The 14345-nt window shown below is 60.7% G+C and carries 17 protein-coding genes and 1 tRNA gene; 6 read left to right on the forward strand and 12 right to left on the reverse strand.

What is annotated here, in order from left to right; translation table 11 throughout:
- Nucleotides 1–52: 52 nt before the first annotated feature.
- The 6 genes from TR61_RS20540 to purB form a co-directional block, all read right to left on the reverse strand.
- Nucleotides 53–187 carry a hypothetical protein gene (locus TR61_RS20540; protein WP_342669426.1) on the reverse strand — a complete coding sequence of 45 codons (135 nt, stop codon included), beginning with the start codon at nt 185–187 and terminating at the stop codon, nt 53–55.
- Complete coding sequence (locus tag TR61_RS10695; RefSeq protein ID WP_342669427.1) at nt 136–1158, reverse strand: FliG C-terminal domain-containing protein; 1023 nt, start codon at nt 1156–1158, stop codon at nt 136–138. Before TR61_RS10695 ends, TR61_RS20540 begins: the two co-directional genes overlap by 52 nt.
- 68 nt (nt 1159–1226) lie before the next feature.
- Nucleotides 1227–1763 (reverse strand): tetratricopeptide repeat protein, encoded by a 537-nt coding sequence (locus TR61_RS10700; RefSeq protein WP_050929985.1) that lies wholly within the window; start codon nt 1761–1763, stop codon nt 1227–1229.
- 123 nt (nt 1764–1886) lie between these two features.
- Nucleotides 1887–2045 (reverse strand): carbohydrate-binding module family 14 protein, encoded by a 159-nt coding sequence (locus TR61_RS19925; protein WP_157440887.1) that lies wholly within the window; start codon nt 2043–2045, stop codon nt 1887–1889.
- A 125-nt stretch (nt 2046–2170) separates the two neighbouring features.
- Nucleotides 2171–3292 carry an NADase-type glycan-binding domain-containing protein gene (locus TR61_RS10705; protein ID WP_050929986.1) on the reverse strand — a complete coding sequence of 374 codons (1122 nt, stop codon included), beginning with the start codon at nt 3290–3292 and terminating at the stop codon, nt 2171–2173.
- Nucleotides 3293–3369: 77 nt separating this feature from the next.
- Complete coding sequence (purB, locus tag TR61_RS10710; RefSeq protein ID WP_050929987.1) at nt 3370–4677, reverse strand: adenylosuccinate lyase; 1308 nt, start codon at nt 4675–4677, stop codon at nt 3370–3372.
- A gap of 160 nt (nt 4678–4837) precedes the next feature.
- Between purB and TR61_RS10715 the strand changes: the two genes are divergently transcribed.
- Nucleotides 4838–5248: a DUF6314 family protein gene (locus TR61_RS10715; RefSeq protein WP_050929988.1), complete on the forward strand. Its 411-nt coding sequence runs from the start codon at nt 4838–4840 to the stop codon at nt 5246–5248.
- On the opposite strand, the gene TR61_RS10720 is transcribed toward TR61_RS10715, so the two are convergent.
- A complete protein-coding gene (locus TR61_RS10720; RefSeq protein WP_050929989.1) occupies nt 5249–5506 on the reverse strand; it encodes a DUF6455 family protein in 258 nt (85 codons plus the stop codon). It lies immediately after the preceding gene.
- A gap of 177 nt (nt 5507–5683) precedes the next feature.
- On the opposite strand from TR61_RS10720, the gene TR61_RS10725 reads away from it, so the two are divergent.
- Nucleotides 5684–6280, forward strand: a complete 597-nt coding sequence (locus TR61_RS10725) for a biotin transporter BioY (RefSeq protein WP_050929990.1) — start codon at nt 5684–5686, stop codon at nt 6278–6280.
- A 110-nt stretch (nt 6281–6390) separates the two neighbouring features.
- Here TR61_RS10725 and TR61_RS10730 read toward each other — a convergent pair whose 3' ends face one another.
- From TR61_RS10730 to TR61_RS10745, 4 genes are all read right to left on the reverse strand, one after another.
- Nucleotides 6391–7605 carry a bifunctional alpha/beta hydrolase/OsmC family protein gene (locus TR61_RS10730; RefSeq protein WP_050930000.1) on the reverse strand — a complete coding sequence of 405 codons (1215 nt, stop codon included), beginning with the start codon at nt 7603–7605 and terminating at the stop codon, nt 6391–6393.
- A gap of 100 nt (nt 7606–7705) precedes the next feature.
- Nucleotides 7706–8005: a hypothetical protein gene (locus TR61_RS10735; RefSeq protein WP_050929991.1), complete on the reverse strand. Its 300-nt coding sequence runs from the start codon at nt 8003–8005 to the stop codon at nt 7706–7708.
- A 149-nt stretch (nt 8006–8154) separates the two neighbouring features.
- Complete coding sequence (glnA, locus tag TR61_RS10740) at nt 8155–9561, reverse strand: type I glutamate--ammonia ligase (protein ID WP_050929992.1); 1407 nt, start codon at nt 9559–9561, stop codon at nt 8155–8157.
- Between the two features lie 46 nt (nt 9562–9607).
- Complete coding sequence (locus tag TR61_RS10745; RefSeq protein WP_050929993.1) at nt 9608–9946, reverse strand: P-II family nitrogen regulator; 339 nt, start codon at nt 9944–9946, stop codon at nt 9608–9610.
- Between the two features lie 171 nt (nt 9947–10117).
- Here TR61_RS10745 and TR61_RS10750 point away from each other — a divergent pair, with 171 nt between their 5' ends.
- Nucleotides 10118–11746: a bifunctional ADP-dependent NAD(P)H-hydrate dehydratase/NAD(P)H-hydrate epimerase gene (locus TR61_RS10750; protein WP_050929994.1), complete on the forward strand. Its 1629-nt coding sequence runs from the start codon at nt 10118–10120 to the stop codon at nt 11744–11746.
- A gap of 78 nt (nt 11747–11824) precedes the next feature.
- Here TR61_RS10750 and TR61_RS20160 read toward each other — a convergent pair whose 3' ends face one another.
- A complete protein-coding gene (locus tag TR61_RS20160; protein WP_050929995.1) occupies nt 11825–12337 on the reverse strand; it encodes a Hint domain-containing protein in 513 nt (170 codons plus the stop codon).
- Nucleotides 12338–12535: 198 nt separating this feature from the next.
- Here TR61_RS20160 and TR61_RS10760 point away from each other — a divergent pair, with 198 nt between their 5' ends.
- From TR61_RS10760 to TR61_RS10770, 3 genes are all read left to right on the forward strand, one after another.
- Nucleotides 12536–13606 (forward strand): Hint domain-containing protein, encoded by a 1071-nt coding sequence (locus tag TR61_RS10760; protein WP_050929996.1) that lies wholly within the window; start codon nt 12536–12538, stop codon nt 13604–13606.
- Nucleotides 13607–13681: 75 nt separating this feature from the next.
- Nucleotides 13682–13766: transfer RNA gene (locus tag TR61_RS10765), tRNA-Leu, on the forward strand.
- 183 nt (nt 13767–13949) lie between these two features.
- Nucleotides 13950–14282, forward strand: coding sequence for a hypothetical protein (locus tag TR61_RS10770; protein WP_050929997.1), 333 nt, complete (start codon nt 13950–13952; stop codon nt 14280–14282).
- Nucleotides 14283–14345 lie beyond the last annotated feature (63 nt).

The following is a 14345-nucleotide window of genomic DNA, read 5'->3' on the forward strand; positions in this document are numbered from 1 at the left end:
ATCCTGATTGACCGATTGCGCGCGCCTTGTCCATCGACTGATGGTGTCTGGGTCAGTCCTCCTCAACCTCGCCGGGGCGCAGCAGCGCGATCTCTCCCCGTTCGGCAAGCTCGCGCGCAGCGATCACGATCGCGGTCAGTGCCTCCTCCCCGACCTTGGGGGAGGGCTGGCCCGCGGCGTCCACCATCTCGCGCAGGTTGTCAGCCACGCGCGAGGACTATTGGACAGAAGGAAATCGGCGGCCTCGGCAGTTTCCTGTTCCCGGCGGGCATAGGCCAGCGCGGTGACCAGCACGCTTTCGTCCACGGCGCGGGTCACTTTGCCGGCGTCGCGCCCGTCGATCCGGGTGGGCAAATGCCCGAAGGTGAACAGCGCCTTGCGCACCGCCTGGGCGAAATCGGAATCGGTTTCATCCAGCCCGGTCAGGACATCATCGCGGGTCAGCGACGTTGAATAATTCAAAATCTCGCCGACGCGTTCGATCGGGTTCGTATCGAATGCAGGGACGGGTTTGGCTTCAAGCCGCGCGGCCAGCGCCAGACCAATGCGATCCACCGCGTCGGGCCTGATATCGCTGGTTTGTGACACTGCATAGGTGATGCGCCGCGCCATCGGGCCGGGCAGTTGGCCCAAAAGCTTGGCAGCCTTGCCCGTATCAAGTTTTGACAAAAGCACAGCCGCCACTTCGATGCTTTCGCTTTCCGCCAGGCCCTGCAGCGTCTCAAGGTCTTCATCCCGCAGCCGGGCCCAGGGGTCGCCTGTTTGGCGCACGCCGGCCTCTTTTCGCAAGCGTTTGGCGGTCTGCGGGCTGATCCGCCCATCCAGCGCCGTCAGCGCCCCGGCGATGCCTTTGGGAAAGGTCAGTCCAAGACTGTCCAGTTCGTCGGCAAATTCCGCCACCACCGCGAGCAGCGTGTCGCGATCCACAAGGCCCATTTGCCCCATCTGTTCCGTCAAGGCAGCCTGCAGATCGTCGGGCAGGTCTTCCAGCGGGATGTCGGCCCCTTCATTCAGCAAAAGCCGCACGATAACTGCGGCTTTGGCGCGCTTGCCCAGGGCCATGCGCGCCTTGGGCGGCGGGTCGTCGCTGGCCGGGCCGGTATCCAGCCCGCCCGCGCCCCCCATCGTCAGTGCGGGAAGCGGTGTGAAATCCATCATCGAATATCATCCTGCGCAGAGAAGTCCTTGCGCGCAGGATAGGCCGTGACCGGTAAACAAACCCTCAATCAGTAGTTGCTGGTTTTTCCGGTTTCGATCGCCTCGACCAGGGATTGTTCGGCCCAGCCGCCCGCACCGCCACGGGCGCGGATTTCATCCAACTGCGCGCGCGCCTCTTCGACCTTTCCTTCGCTCACCAAACCTTGCCCCAGGTAGGAGCGCGCCAGGATATTGTCGGGGTTCTTCTCAAGCGCGCGGTCGTAAAACATCTTGGCCTGATCCAGATTGCCCATCTTGCGATGCGTAAAACCCCAATAGGTCAGCACCAGATCGCTGTCCTGATCGGCCATCGCGCGCAGAACGCCCTGGGCATCCTCGTTCCGGCCGGCATAGGCCAGCTCGCGCACGGCCTCGCCCAAAAGATCCTGATCCAGGGACGAGCCCCGTGGATTGACGCATTTCTGCGTGGCCGGATCCCAGACCTGCACGCCTTTGCAGGTTTGCGTTGTCGGCGTGGTCACAGGTTTGCCAACGGGGGTATCCGATCCGGCGGCAAATCCCACGGTGGGCAGAAGGGTCAGGCAGAAAACGGCTGCAAGGCGCATGAAACATATCCCTGGTCAATAAACGTCACGCCCAACCTAACCGCAAAAACAGACAAGGCGACCCCAAATGGATCGCCTTGACTGAATTGTGAGCACCCGTCGCGCCGATGCGCGAAAGGCCGCTTAGCTTGAGACTTGTTCCACGCAGGTTCTGCTGTCGGCATCCCAGACCGTGCCTTCGGCGCAGGACATGCCCAGATGGGTTTTCCCTGAACATGTGGCAAAGGCGGTTGCGGGCAGAATGGTCAGCGCAAGCGCTGTGAAAACGATCTTTGCGGTCATATGGCCCTCCTGTTTACGCAGAGTCATTGTGCACGCATTGGGTGAAATCACCAAGCGTTTCCGGCCGTGATCGGAAAACACGGGCGAAAATGCCGGGAAAACGAGCTTTGGGGAGCCTTGCGCCGCTATTTAAACGACAACTCGGTTATCGCGGTGTCCTGGTAATGTGTGCCGGCAAAGACATCGTCGATGCGGAAGGCGATCCATTCCACCGGTCCCCAGCTTTGCATGTTCTGCACGCTTTGCCAGTTGCTGCTGTCCTGCAGCGACACGCGCTTGGTCACCCCGGAGGAGGTTGATGCCTGCAAACTGCGCACCCGGCTGTTGCGCGTAAAGGTCCGGTCGGATTTGGTATAGCCGTTGCGCAGGCTGAATTCGCTTAAAAGGACCGGTTCGGAAAAGACCACCACAAAGCCTTCGCCGATGCCCTGACCGGACACACCCTCGACCCAGGCGGTGCTGCCGTTGCCGTCTTGCGCGTTCGCAGGCCCGTAGGAGTTCGTGCCCTGCGGTGACAGAACCGAGCTGAAACACAGTTGCGCGGGCCGGTTCGCGGCATAGGTCGACACGCAATGACGCATGGCCCAGGCCGGAGGGGGTGGGCTTGCAGGTTGCGGCGGCTGCACCACCGGACGCACCGGTTCGCTGACCTGCCCCTTGCGCCGCAGCCAGCCGCGCTCGACCGCGGCAAGGCGCTGGTGGCGCGGCGGGTGCGTGGCCGAACCTTCCTCGGACAGGGTGGCCCAGAGCGATTGTGCCTCGCTTACCGATGCGCCCAGGGCGGCCAGGATGAAGCCTGCATACTCATCCGCCTCAAGCTCGGTCGGCGGGCGCGATCCTGTGCCGGTGATCGTGTGGCCCTGAAGGTGGTGGCCCACCTCGTGCGCCATCACGCCATATAGCTGCCATTGCGCATTGGGGTCGGATTTGTACTGGGCGATCCAATCGGGGTTGAACGCAAGATACCGTTCGCCATCTATCACCACGGCGGCGGCGTTTCCGACCTCATGGGTTTCGACCACCTGGAAATTGGGCAAAAGGCCCGAGACGGACAGGATCGTATCCACCACCGACCAGACCTGCTGGACCGAGAACGCATTGGCATCGGAATAGCGCGGCTTGGGGATGTTGATTTCCTTGCAGCCGCCGACAGTGCAAACGACCTGGTGGTCATGCCCGTCATCGGCCTGTGCGGCGGTCCCGAAAACCATCAACAGGGCCGCCAACCATGCGCCGCGCCATGTCATCCCATATCCCCCTTGTTTTTGCTCAGGCTAAGCCAAAGCGACCGCCTGGGTAAAGCGGGCAGGGGGATTATGGGCGTTCAGTCCTCGCCAAAGACGCGGGCGAAGATCGTGTCGACATGTTTGGTGTGATAGCCCATGTCGAATTTTTCCTCGATCACGTCCTTGCCAAGGGCTGCGACTACATCGGGGTCTGACAGAAGTTCTTCTTTGAAATCCGTGCGATGCTCCCAGACCTTCAGCGCGTTGCGCTGCACCATGACATAGGCGTCCTCGCGGCTGACACCGGCCTGGGTCAGCGCCAGAAGCACGCGCTGGCTCATCACAAGGCCGGGGAACTTGTTCATGTTCTCAAGCATGTTTTCGGGGAAGATCAGCATCTTGTCGATCACGCCGGTCAGACGCGCCAGCGCAAAATCCAGCGTGATCGTGGCATCCGGCCCGATCATCCGTTCGACCGAGGAATGGGAGATATCGCGCTCGTGCCAGAGTGCCACGTTCTCCATCGCCGGGACCACGGCCGAGCGGACCAGACGCGCCAGACCCGTCAGGTTTTCGGTCAGAACCGGGTTTTTCTTGTGCGGCATGGCCGACGACCCCTTCTGACCCATCGAGAAAAACTCGGCCCCTTCCAGCACTTCGGTGCGCTGCATGTGGCGAATCTCGATCGCGACATTTTCGATGGACGACGCAATGACCCCTAGCGTCGCAAAGAAGGCCGCGTGGCGGTCGCGGGGGATGACCTGCGTGCTGATCGGTTCGGGGATCAGGCCCAGCTTTTCGCAAACATGTTCTTCGACACGCGGGTCGATATTGGCGAAGGTCCCCACGGCGCCGGAAATCGCGCCTGTGGCGATCTCGGTCCGGGCGACGCGCATGCGGGCCAGGTTGCGGTCCATCTCCGCGTAAAACCGCGCGAAGGTCAGGCCCATCGTGGTTGGTTCTGCATGAATGCCGTGGGACCGGCCCACGCGCACGGTGTCTTTATGTTCATAGGCGCGGCGCTTGAGGGCGGCCAGCAGATCCTCCAGATCGGTGATCAGGATATCGGCGGCGCGGGTCAGCTGCACATTCAGGCAGGTGTCCAGCACATCGGAGGAGGTCATTCCCTGGTGGACAAAGCGCGCCTCTTCGGACCCTACATGTTCGGCCAGATGGGTCAGGAAGGCGATCACATCATGTTTGGTGACGGCTTCGATCTCGTCGATGCGGGCCACGTCAAACTCGACATCCTTGGCTTTCCATACCGCTTCGGCGTTTTCGCGCGGGATCACGCCCAGATCGGCCATCGCATCGCAGGCATGCGCTTCGATCTCGTACCAGATGCGGAACTTGGTTTCGGGCGACCAGATCGCAACCATATCGGGACGGGAGTAGCGCGGGATCATGGCATATCCTTTGGGCTTGTTCTTGGTGATGGCAGGCTCTTAGACTGCGCCGCAGCCCACCACAAGCGCGAGACCTGAAAATGAGACGCTTTGCCCATCCTGCGCCTGGTGTCGGCGCTGATTTGGCCCGCGTAAACCTGAGGTCAGGCGGGCTCTGACCATGACAAAACCACGTCAGATCACCGATTTCGAGGGGCGTTGGACCCTAACGCGCTGGATCGTCCATGCCGATGGCACCAAGGCGGACTTTACCGGCGAGGCGCGGTTTGAACCAAATGACACCGGCGGCCTGGCATACCTTGAAGACGGGCACCTGACCTTGCCCACCGGGCAGCAGATGCGCGCGACGCGCGCCTATCGCTGGGAAGCGGATCTGTCGGTTTTCTTTGATGACGGCAGGCCCTTCCACCAAGTGCCTGCGGAGGGAGGGGAGGCGGTGCATCTCTGCCCGCCGGACACGTACCGCGTGACATATGACTTCACCGAATGGCCGCAATGGCAGGCGGTGTGGCAGGTCACCGGGCCGCGAAAAGACTATGTCATGACCAGCGTTTACACGCAGGCCCGGTGATCAGGCACGCGCGCGGCGCTCAAGCAGGCCCTTGTTGCGGCAATAGCTGGGCGCGTGGTCCAGATGCGCATTCTCGGCTTGCAGCTTGGCGCAGCCGTCCTGATCGGAACATCCCGCGCAGCGGAATACCACGCCTGCCAGCCGGTGCGTGCTGGTTTCGGGATTGCGCATAAGGTCTTCCATCAATTCCGAGCCCAGACGGTCCATCATGCCGGATGCCAGATCGGCACTTTTGGCGATTTTCGAGATCCAGCCCATTGGGATCCCCTCTCAGTTTGGTTGCTATTGGCAACTATATGCCATGATACAAGCTGACAAACCTTGACGCAGATCAAGAAGGTCGCAGCGGAAGTGGGCGCATTTGCCTCTTGCAGCAGTGCAGCATTCCTTGCAATGAAGAGGCGACACATCGTCAGGGACAGGAGAAAACAGGACATGACCACAGCGCAAAGCATGGTGTTGAGCGAGGCATTTGGCCCGCGTGAGGGTACCGCCCTTCGGATCAAACAGGCACTTCTGGTGGTGCTGGGCATCGCGGTGCTGGCCGTCGCGGCCAAGATCAAGGTGCCGATGTGGCCGGTGCCGATCACAATGGGCACCTTCGCGGTTCTTGGCATTGGCGCGGCTTATGGCGCGCGGCTGGGTCTGGTGACGATCTTGGGATACATGATCGTCGGTGCGCTGGGTATCGACGTCTTCGCCGGTTCCTCGGCCGAAGCTTATGGCCTGACCTATATGATGGGCGGCACCGGCGGCTATCTGGTGGGTTATGTGCTGGCGGTTGTGGCGCTGGGCCTTCTGGCGCGGCGCGGCTGGGACAAATCGGCTGTTTGGATGGCGCTGGCGATGTTGGTGGGCAATATCCTGATCTATCTGCCGGGCCTGGGCTGGCTGGGTATGCTGTATGGTTGGGACAAGCCGATCCTGCAGTGGGGTCTGACACCCTTCCTGCTGGGCGATGCGCTGAAACTGGCGCTGGCGGCGGCGCTTTTGCCTGCGCTGTGGAAGCTGGTGGGCCACGCCCGCGGCTGACCTCTCGGGGCGGCGGGACAAGTTCCGCACTACGGATGAAAGGCGCGGTGTGATCCGCGCCTTTTTTATGGCGATGCTGCGGGCTGAACCGCGGCGACGTCCCTAGAACCCTAGTCGATCAGCGTGGTGACGACCTGAGCTCCAGCCTCCAAGGTCTTGTGAACAGGGCATTTATCGGCGATTTCCATCAGCCTTTTGCGCTGCTCCTCACTTAGTGGCCCTTCAAGACGGATCCGACGTTCGAACTGATCCACCCGATTGTTTACCGCGGTTTCGGCGTCTTGCGCATGTACCTTGTTGTGGCTGATGTCGACGCTGACTCCGGTCAGGGGCCAGCCCTTGCGGCGCGCATACATCCGCATCGTCATCGAGGTGCACGCCCCCAACCCGGATGAGACCAGCCCATAAGGGGTCAGCCCACGATTGGTGCCGCCATAGGCCTTGGGCTCATCCGCGAGGATATGATGGTTGGGCCCCGAGGTGACATCCTGCAGAAAGCCGTCCGGATCGGCCTCGGTCACGCGAATGATGCCTTCGGGCGCGCCGGGGGGCGGGGCGGGCGGATGCAGGTCGACATAGCGGCGCACCCATGCGGCAATCACATTGGCCGCATATTCTGCATCGGACGGATTGGTGATCAGGTGATCGGCATCATCCAGGGTGACAAAGCTTTTCGGGTGTTTTGCGGCAAGAAAGATCTGGCTGGCATTGTCGATGCTGACAATCGCATCGCGGGGCGCGTGCATCACCAAAAGGGCCGCTTTCAGGGTGCCGATCGCGGGGGTCAGCTTGCCTGCGGCGACATCCTGCACAAAATCGCGACCGATCTCGAACCGGCGCCCGCCCAGATCGACCTGCGCCACGCCTTTCTCGATGATCTCGGGCAGGGCATCGGCGAAATTGTGGGTGACATGTTCCGGATCGAAGGGCGCACCAAGGGTCACCACCGCCTTGATGCCGTCAAGCTGGCTGGCCGCTTTCAGCACCGCTGCGCCGCCCAGGGAATGGCCTATCAGGATTGCGGGAGCCATGCCGCGCCCTGCCAGGTCGTCATGGGCCGCAACCAGATCCGCAACGTTCGAAGTGAAAGTGGTATTGGCAAACTCCCCTTCGGAATGGCCAAGCCCGGTAAAATCAAAGCGCAGCACGGCAAAGCCCATGGCGGCCAGCCGGGATGCGATGCGCCGCGCGGCGGGAATATCTTTTCCGCAGGTAAAGCAATGCGCAAAGAGCGCTGTTGCCAAGACCGGTCCATCCGGCAGATCAAGCCGGGCGGCAAGGGGATCGCCCGTGTGGCCGGGAAAGGTTATGCGTTCGGTGGGCATGGCAGTCACTCCAGGATCAGAGAGTGACAGGGTGGGCCTTCAAACACTGAGGAGCAAGGTATGTGTCAGCCGCGTCACGGCAAGGTGACGGGCCGCGCGCTTACTTCGACGAGGGAAGGAAGGCTGCGGCCAGCTCTTCCAACCCGCCAGCATTCGCGTCGTTCAGCAACACGACGGCACCGATACCGACAATGGCAAAGGATGTGGCCAGGCCGCCCAGGATGGACATGGCATAGCTTCCGCGCGATTTGGATTGGGCTTTGGCCAGTTTCTTGGCGGCACGGGGGGAAATCGGTTCTTCGGCGACACCCGGTGTGACGAAGCCCACATTATCGCCTTGCGCGGCGCGTTGGTGGATGCGTGCGATGCGTTCTTCGAAGGTGGTGCTTGAGATCGCCATTTCTAAAGCCTTTTCCTATCCCTATCCCCTTCTGGTTGTGTCGGCGAAGAAGGGCGAAAATATGAACGCAATATGAAGAGTTTTTGTCTCGGCAAAAAGAAGCGCCCCCGGGGTGGGGGCGCTTGCAGGATTTCGCTGATGTCAGCTGATCAGCAGCTGTAATACATCTGGAATTCGACCGGGTGCGGCGTGTGCTCGAACAGCTCGATCTCTTCCATTTTCAGGTCGATATAGCCGTCGATCTGGTCTTTGGTGAACACGTCACCGGCCAGCAGGAACTCGTGATCGGCCTTCAGCGCCTCGATCGCCTCGCGCAGCGAGCCGCAGACGGTGGGGATGCCTTCCAGCTCTTCCGCCGGCAGATCATAGAGGTTCTTGTCCATGGCTTCGCCCGGATCGATCTTGTTCTTGATGCCGTCGAGGCCAGCCATCAGCAGGGCTGCAAAGCACAGGTACGGGTTTGCCGCCGGATCGGGGAAGCGGGCCTCAACGCGCTTGGCTTTGGGGCTTTCGGTCCATGGGATCCGCACGCAGCCCGAACGGTTGCGGGCCGAATAGGCGCGCAGAACAGGCGCTTCAAAACCCGGGATCAGACGCTTGTAGGAGTTGGTCGACGGGTTGGTGAACGCGTTCAGCGTTTTGGCGTGCTTCAGGATGCCGCCGATATAATAGAGCGCTTCCTGGCTCAGATCGGCGTATTTGTCGCCAGCAAAGAGCGGCTTGCCGTCTTTCCAGATCGACATGTTGCAGTGCATGCCGGTGCCGTTGTCGCCATAGATCGGCTTGGGCATGAAGGTTGCAGATTTGCCGTAGGCCTGAGCCACATTGTGGATCACGTACTTGTATTTCTGCAGCTCGTCGGCCTGTTTGGTCAGGCTGTCGAAGATCAGACCCAGCTCGTGCTGGCACGAGGCCACTTCGTGGTGGTGCTTGTCGACTTTCATGCCGATCGACTTCATGGTCGAGAGCATTTCCGAACGGATGTCTTGTGCATCGTCAACCGGAGGCACAGGGAAATAGCCGCCCTTGACGCCGGGGCGGTGGCCCATGTTGCCCATCTCGTATTCGGTGTCGGTGTTCCAGGCCGCGTCCATCGCGTCCACTTCATAGGACACTTTGTTCATGGTGTTGGAATAACGCACGTTGTCGAAGAGGAAGAATTCCGCCTCTGGCCCGAAATAGGCCACATCGCCGATGCCCGAAGATTTCAGATAAGCTTCTGCTTTCTCGGCGGTGCCGCGCGGGTCACGATCATAGGCCTCGCCGGTGTCGGGTTCCACGACCGAGCAGTGCACGCAAAGCGTTTTTTCCGCGAAGAACGGGTCGATATAGGCGCTTTCGGTGTCGGGCATCAGTTTCATGTCCGATGCTTCGATCGACTTCCAGCCCGCGATCGAGGAGCCGTCGAACATGAAGCCTTCTTCCAGGAAGTCTTCGTCGACCTGATCCGCCATCACCGTCACGTGCTGCAGCTTGCCGCGCGGGTCGGTGAAGCGAATGTCGACATAGGCGACATCTTCGTCCTTGATTGTCTTGAGAACTGCGTCCTTGCTCATTCCGTAGGATCCTCTCTTTTTGAATGGCAGTTTGTTTTACGCGCGATTACAGCGCGTCGGAGCCGGTTTCGCCGGTCCGAATGCGAATGGCTTGCTCGACCGACGAGACAAAGATCTTCCCATCCCCGATCTTGTCTGTCTTGGCGGCATTCACGATGGCTTCGATGGCGCCGTCGACCAGGTCGTCGTCCAGCACCACTTCGATTTTCACCTTGGGCAGGAAGTCCACCACGTATTCGGCGCCGCGATAGAGCTCGGTGTGGCCTTTCTGGCGGCCGAAACCTTTCACTTCGATAACGCTCAGGCCCTGCACGCCGACTTCCTGCAGCGCTTCCTTGACCTCATCGAGCTTGAAAGGCTTGATGATTGCTTCGATTTTTTTCATGGGGGCCTCCTCGCAACCGTGTTGGGTCGGGTCAGATCACTTCACGACAGGACGGACAATCTGATAGGGATACATGGCCTGGGCCGCAGGGTCGGAAATCAGGTGGTTGCCTAATTTTTGTGCATTTCGCACGAAAATACATCAGAAGTGAATCGCGAGGTGCTTAAGATAATGGCGGAACTGCTGACCTCGGACCAGATGAGGGCCATCGAACAGGCCGCAATGGCACGTGGAGAGGTTACAGGCCTTGAGTTGATGGAGCGCGCGGGCCGAGGCGTTGTTAAGGCGATTTTCAAGGAATGGCCCGATTTGGCGCAAACCGCGCATCACGCGGTGGTTCTGTGCGGACCAGGTAATAATGGCGGCGATGGGTTTGTCGTGGCGCGGTTGTTAAAGGAATGGGGCTGGACGGTAGAGGTTTTCCTTTATGGCGACCCGACCCGCCTGCCGCCGGATGCCAAAACAAACCATGACCGCTGGTTCAAGACGGGGGAGGTCGGTGACCTTCTGGCCGACTTCGACACGCGCAAGACCTGGCAAGGGGCCGATCTGGCGATTGATGCGCTCTTTGGCACCGGGCTGACCCGCCCGCTGGAAGATCTGACCCAGGTTCTAATGAACCTTGAGGATGCGGCCGATATCCATGACGATCCGGACACACGCGATGCGCCGCATTTCGATGTGCCGCGCGTTGTGGCGATCGACATCCCAAGCGGATTGGATGCCGACAGTGGAAAGCTGCTTGTTCCCGCGCATCTTGGGTCGGGCTGCGCGGCTGCCAACCTCACGGTATCTTTTCACGCGTTGAAGTTGGGCCATGTGCTGCATGATGGTCCTTTGATGTGCGGAAAGACTGTCGTTGCGGATATCGGACTGGATCACAGCGGGGATGATGCGCCGGGCCAAGTGGTGCAAGGCGTGACCAAACCCAGGGCTGACCACCTCGCCAAGAATGCGGATGCTCATAAATACGCCCACGGTCATGCGCTCATGCTCTCCGGCCCGTCTGGCAAGGGCGGCGCGGCGCGACTTGCAGCGCGTGGCGCGCTGCGCATCGGGGCAGGGCTGGTTTCGGTTCTGTGCGAAGAGGCGGCCATTGCCGAACACGCCGCCCAGCTGACCGCGATCATGATCAAGCCGGTGAGTGGCGCAGAAGACCTGGAGGCCCTTTTGGAGGACGAGCGGCTGAACGCGATGTGTCTGGGGCCGGGTCTTGGCACCGATGATAAGGCGGCGGATTTGGTGGCGGCGGCCTTGGGGTGCCGGGCTGAAGCCCGGCCTACGGGCCAGAATGCGCGCGCCTGCGTTCTTGATGCGGATGCGCTGACCATCCTGGCGCGCAGGCCTGATCTGGTCCCGGCTCTGCATGATCGATGCGTCCTCACCCCCCATGCGGGCGAATTCAAACGCCTCTTCCCTGATCTCGCTGAAAAGCTGGGGGCTGTCCCCACGACGGGCCCGGCCTATTCCAAGGTGGATGCAACGCGGGAGGCCGCAAAGCGCGCAGGCTGCTCGGTCCTTTTCAAAGGCCCCGACACGGTGATCGCGTCACCTGATGGACGCGCCTCGATCAACTCTGCCCATTATGATCGCGCCGCGCCCTGGCTGGCCACGGCGGGATCTGGCGATGTGCTCGCAGGTTTCATCACCGGTCTTCTGGCCCGCGGGTTTGAACCCCATCAGGCCGCGGAAACCGCCGCCTGGCTGCATGTGGAATGCGCGTTGTCTTTTGGCCCCGGCCTGATTGCCGAGGACTTGCCCGAAGAATTGCCGAAGGTCTTCAGAACGCTGGGTCTGTGACGCGCCCCGGGCTCTTCTTCTCTTTCCAAATACCGGCGGGGGAGCGCCAAAGGCGCGGGGGCAGAGCCCCCAAACGCCTTATGCCACGCGGCGCACGCGCTCGCGAATGGGCTCGCTGGTCAACTCAAGGCCACCGGCATAGACGATCTGATCGCGTTCGAAAATCAGCCGGTGCAAATCCAGTTCCTGTTCCCCCCGGTCCAGGATGAACCCGTGATCAACCAGCACCCCTGCCGGCGCCACAGCCTGTGGCTGGCGAAACATGACCTTGGCGCGCCAATCGCGCATCAGAACGGGTTGGCTGGCGGGCAGGATCAGACTGGCTTCCGGCGCATCCCGGCCCATGGCGCCGGGCGTGAATTCAACCGCCTTTTCCAGCACCATATCCCGCTCGATCGCAATCAATCGTGCCGCGCCGCTGTTGCGCGTGATCACCCGATCCCCGGGTTGCAGGAATTCGACCGGCAAGTCGCCATCCAGCGTTCGGATCGTAGTGCCTGTCACAATACCGCCCAGTTCGATCTGGCCGGAAATAAAGGGACGGAATTGCGGGATCTCTCCCCCAATGCGCCCACCCAATGAAAGGGTCATGGACGTTACTCGCTCTACTGCCTCATTTTTTTTTGTCAGATTAGCTGAAGGTCGGATTAATCCTGAGCAGTATTTCTGTGCCCTACGCGCAACAGAAAAGAAGCGTGTTTTACGCGCAACGGTGACCGAAACAGGGCAATGCCTGTACGCTTGCAATGAAAAAGGCAGAAAAAGGCCACGGATCGGGCAGGTTCGAACATGGCGAATTATTCGATTTGGTCTCTGGGGGAATCCCAGCTCACCATCTCTGGCGGCGCTCAGCTTGACGGCGTGACGCAAGGGGATGGGTCGCATCTTGTTGGTCAGACGATCACCATGAACAGCTACAACTTCGAAGAGATCCTCGTCCGCGACCGGCGCAGCGACATCAACTTCGATGACAATGACGGTGACCAGCGCCTGCGCGGCAGCCAGACATTCGACGGCGTCAACTACGGCAATAACACCATCATCGAAGCCGAATACCGGCTGATCCTGCGAGATCCGAACACTGGCGAGACTTACGAAGCGCTCGCCATCAATTTCAACAACTCCTCGCCCTCTTACGGCACTGTTGAAGGTCTGTCTTTTGTCGATGTCATCCCGCCTGCGGGCGTCGCGCTTGAGGTGATCGCGGCTTTCGAAGGACCGGGCAGTTCCGGCCAGCCCCCGATCCAGAACGGCGATATCGCCGTCCCTGCATGTTTCACACCGGGTACTTTCATCGACACACCCGATGGCCCGCGACCGGTCGAAGAACTGAGGGCAGGGGACTGGGTGATGACCCTGGATCGCGGTGCGCAGCCGCTGATCTGGGTGGGGCAGACAGCTTTCGGCGCCGAGGCACTTGCGCGCAATCCCGATGCCCGCCCCATCCTGATCCGCCGTGATGCCTTCGGGCCGGGTATGCCGTGCCAGGACATGCGCGTTTCGCCCCAGCACCGCGTGCTGATTTCCGGCTCCCGGGCTGAGTTGTTGTTTGGCGAATACGAAGTTCTGGCCGCCGCCGCCCATCTGGTTGACGGTCAACGGGTGCTTGTCGACGATCAGACCCGCAAGGCGCTGTATATTCACCTGCAATGTGCAGCGCATGAGGTTCTTGTGTCCGACGGGCTGCCCAGCGAAAGTTACAACCCTGGCACACAGACCATCGTGAGTTTCTCGCAAAAGGCCCGCGCCCAGCTGGAGGCGCGGCTGCCCACACATCTGGGCGGCGCCGGTCCCGTCCTGACCGCAGCCCGGCCCATGATCAAGCGTCACGAGGCGGCGCTTTGGCAGATCGCAGCTTGAGCAATTTTCCACTCGCCTCGCAGATGATCCTTTGCTAATCAGCCGCTGCGCGCGCGGCTTGACCGCGCGTATCGTGCGGGTGTGGCGAAATTGGTAGACGCACCAGATTTAGGTTCTGGCGCCGCAAGGCGTGGGGGTTCAAGTCCCTCCACCCGCACCACAATTCCAGTAATTATCCCTTGATTTCAGTGACCTGTTCGTTCTGGTCTGTTTTATATCCCCCAATAAATCCCCCATGCAGTTGCTCTTAGGGGTGTTCGTGTTGCGCTGGTGAAGCCTGCCGTTTGAGCGGGAGTTTGGGCGAGGGGCTGAGGCGACCCTCCGCCAGCCGGACCATTGGTTGATGATTGAGGAGGGTTGGTTTTCTGGCGATGACGTTTACGAACCCACCGATCCTGATGATCCGGCGCTATTCATTTGGCAAACGCACTACAGACCGGAAATTGAGGCCTACGATCTGCTGCGCGAGGTCTTCCGCGATCGGGTTCAGTTTCCGTTCGGCGCGTACATTCCAGAACTGGGTTTCGAGCTGGCCGAACACCCCTTCACGCCCCGCCACGCCACGGCCAAGCTGAACGACGAGGTGCGGCTGCCATACTTCGCGGCAGAAGTGGCTAGGCGGACGAGTTCGATCGTGATCGTCCCGTCTCTGGCTCATGGGGAGATCATGCGATGAGCTGATGCGTCTCCCAACCGCATAATTAATGAACGATAACCCCTGAGCCTCCCCAACTGAACT

It is taken from the genome of Aestuariivita boseongensis, from assembly GCF_001262635.1.
In the GTDB taxonomy this organism is placed as follows: domain Bacteria; phylum Pseudomonadota; class Alphaproteobacteria; order Rhodobacterales; family Rhodobacteraceae; genus Aestuariivita; species Aestuariivita boseongensis.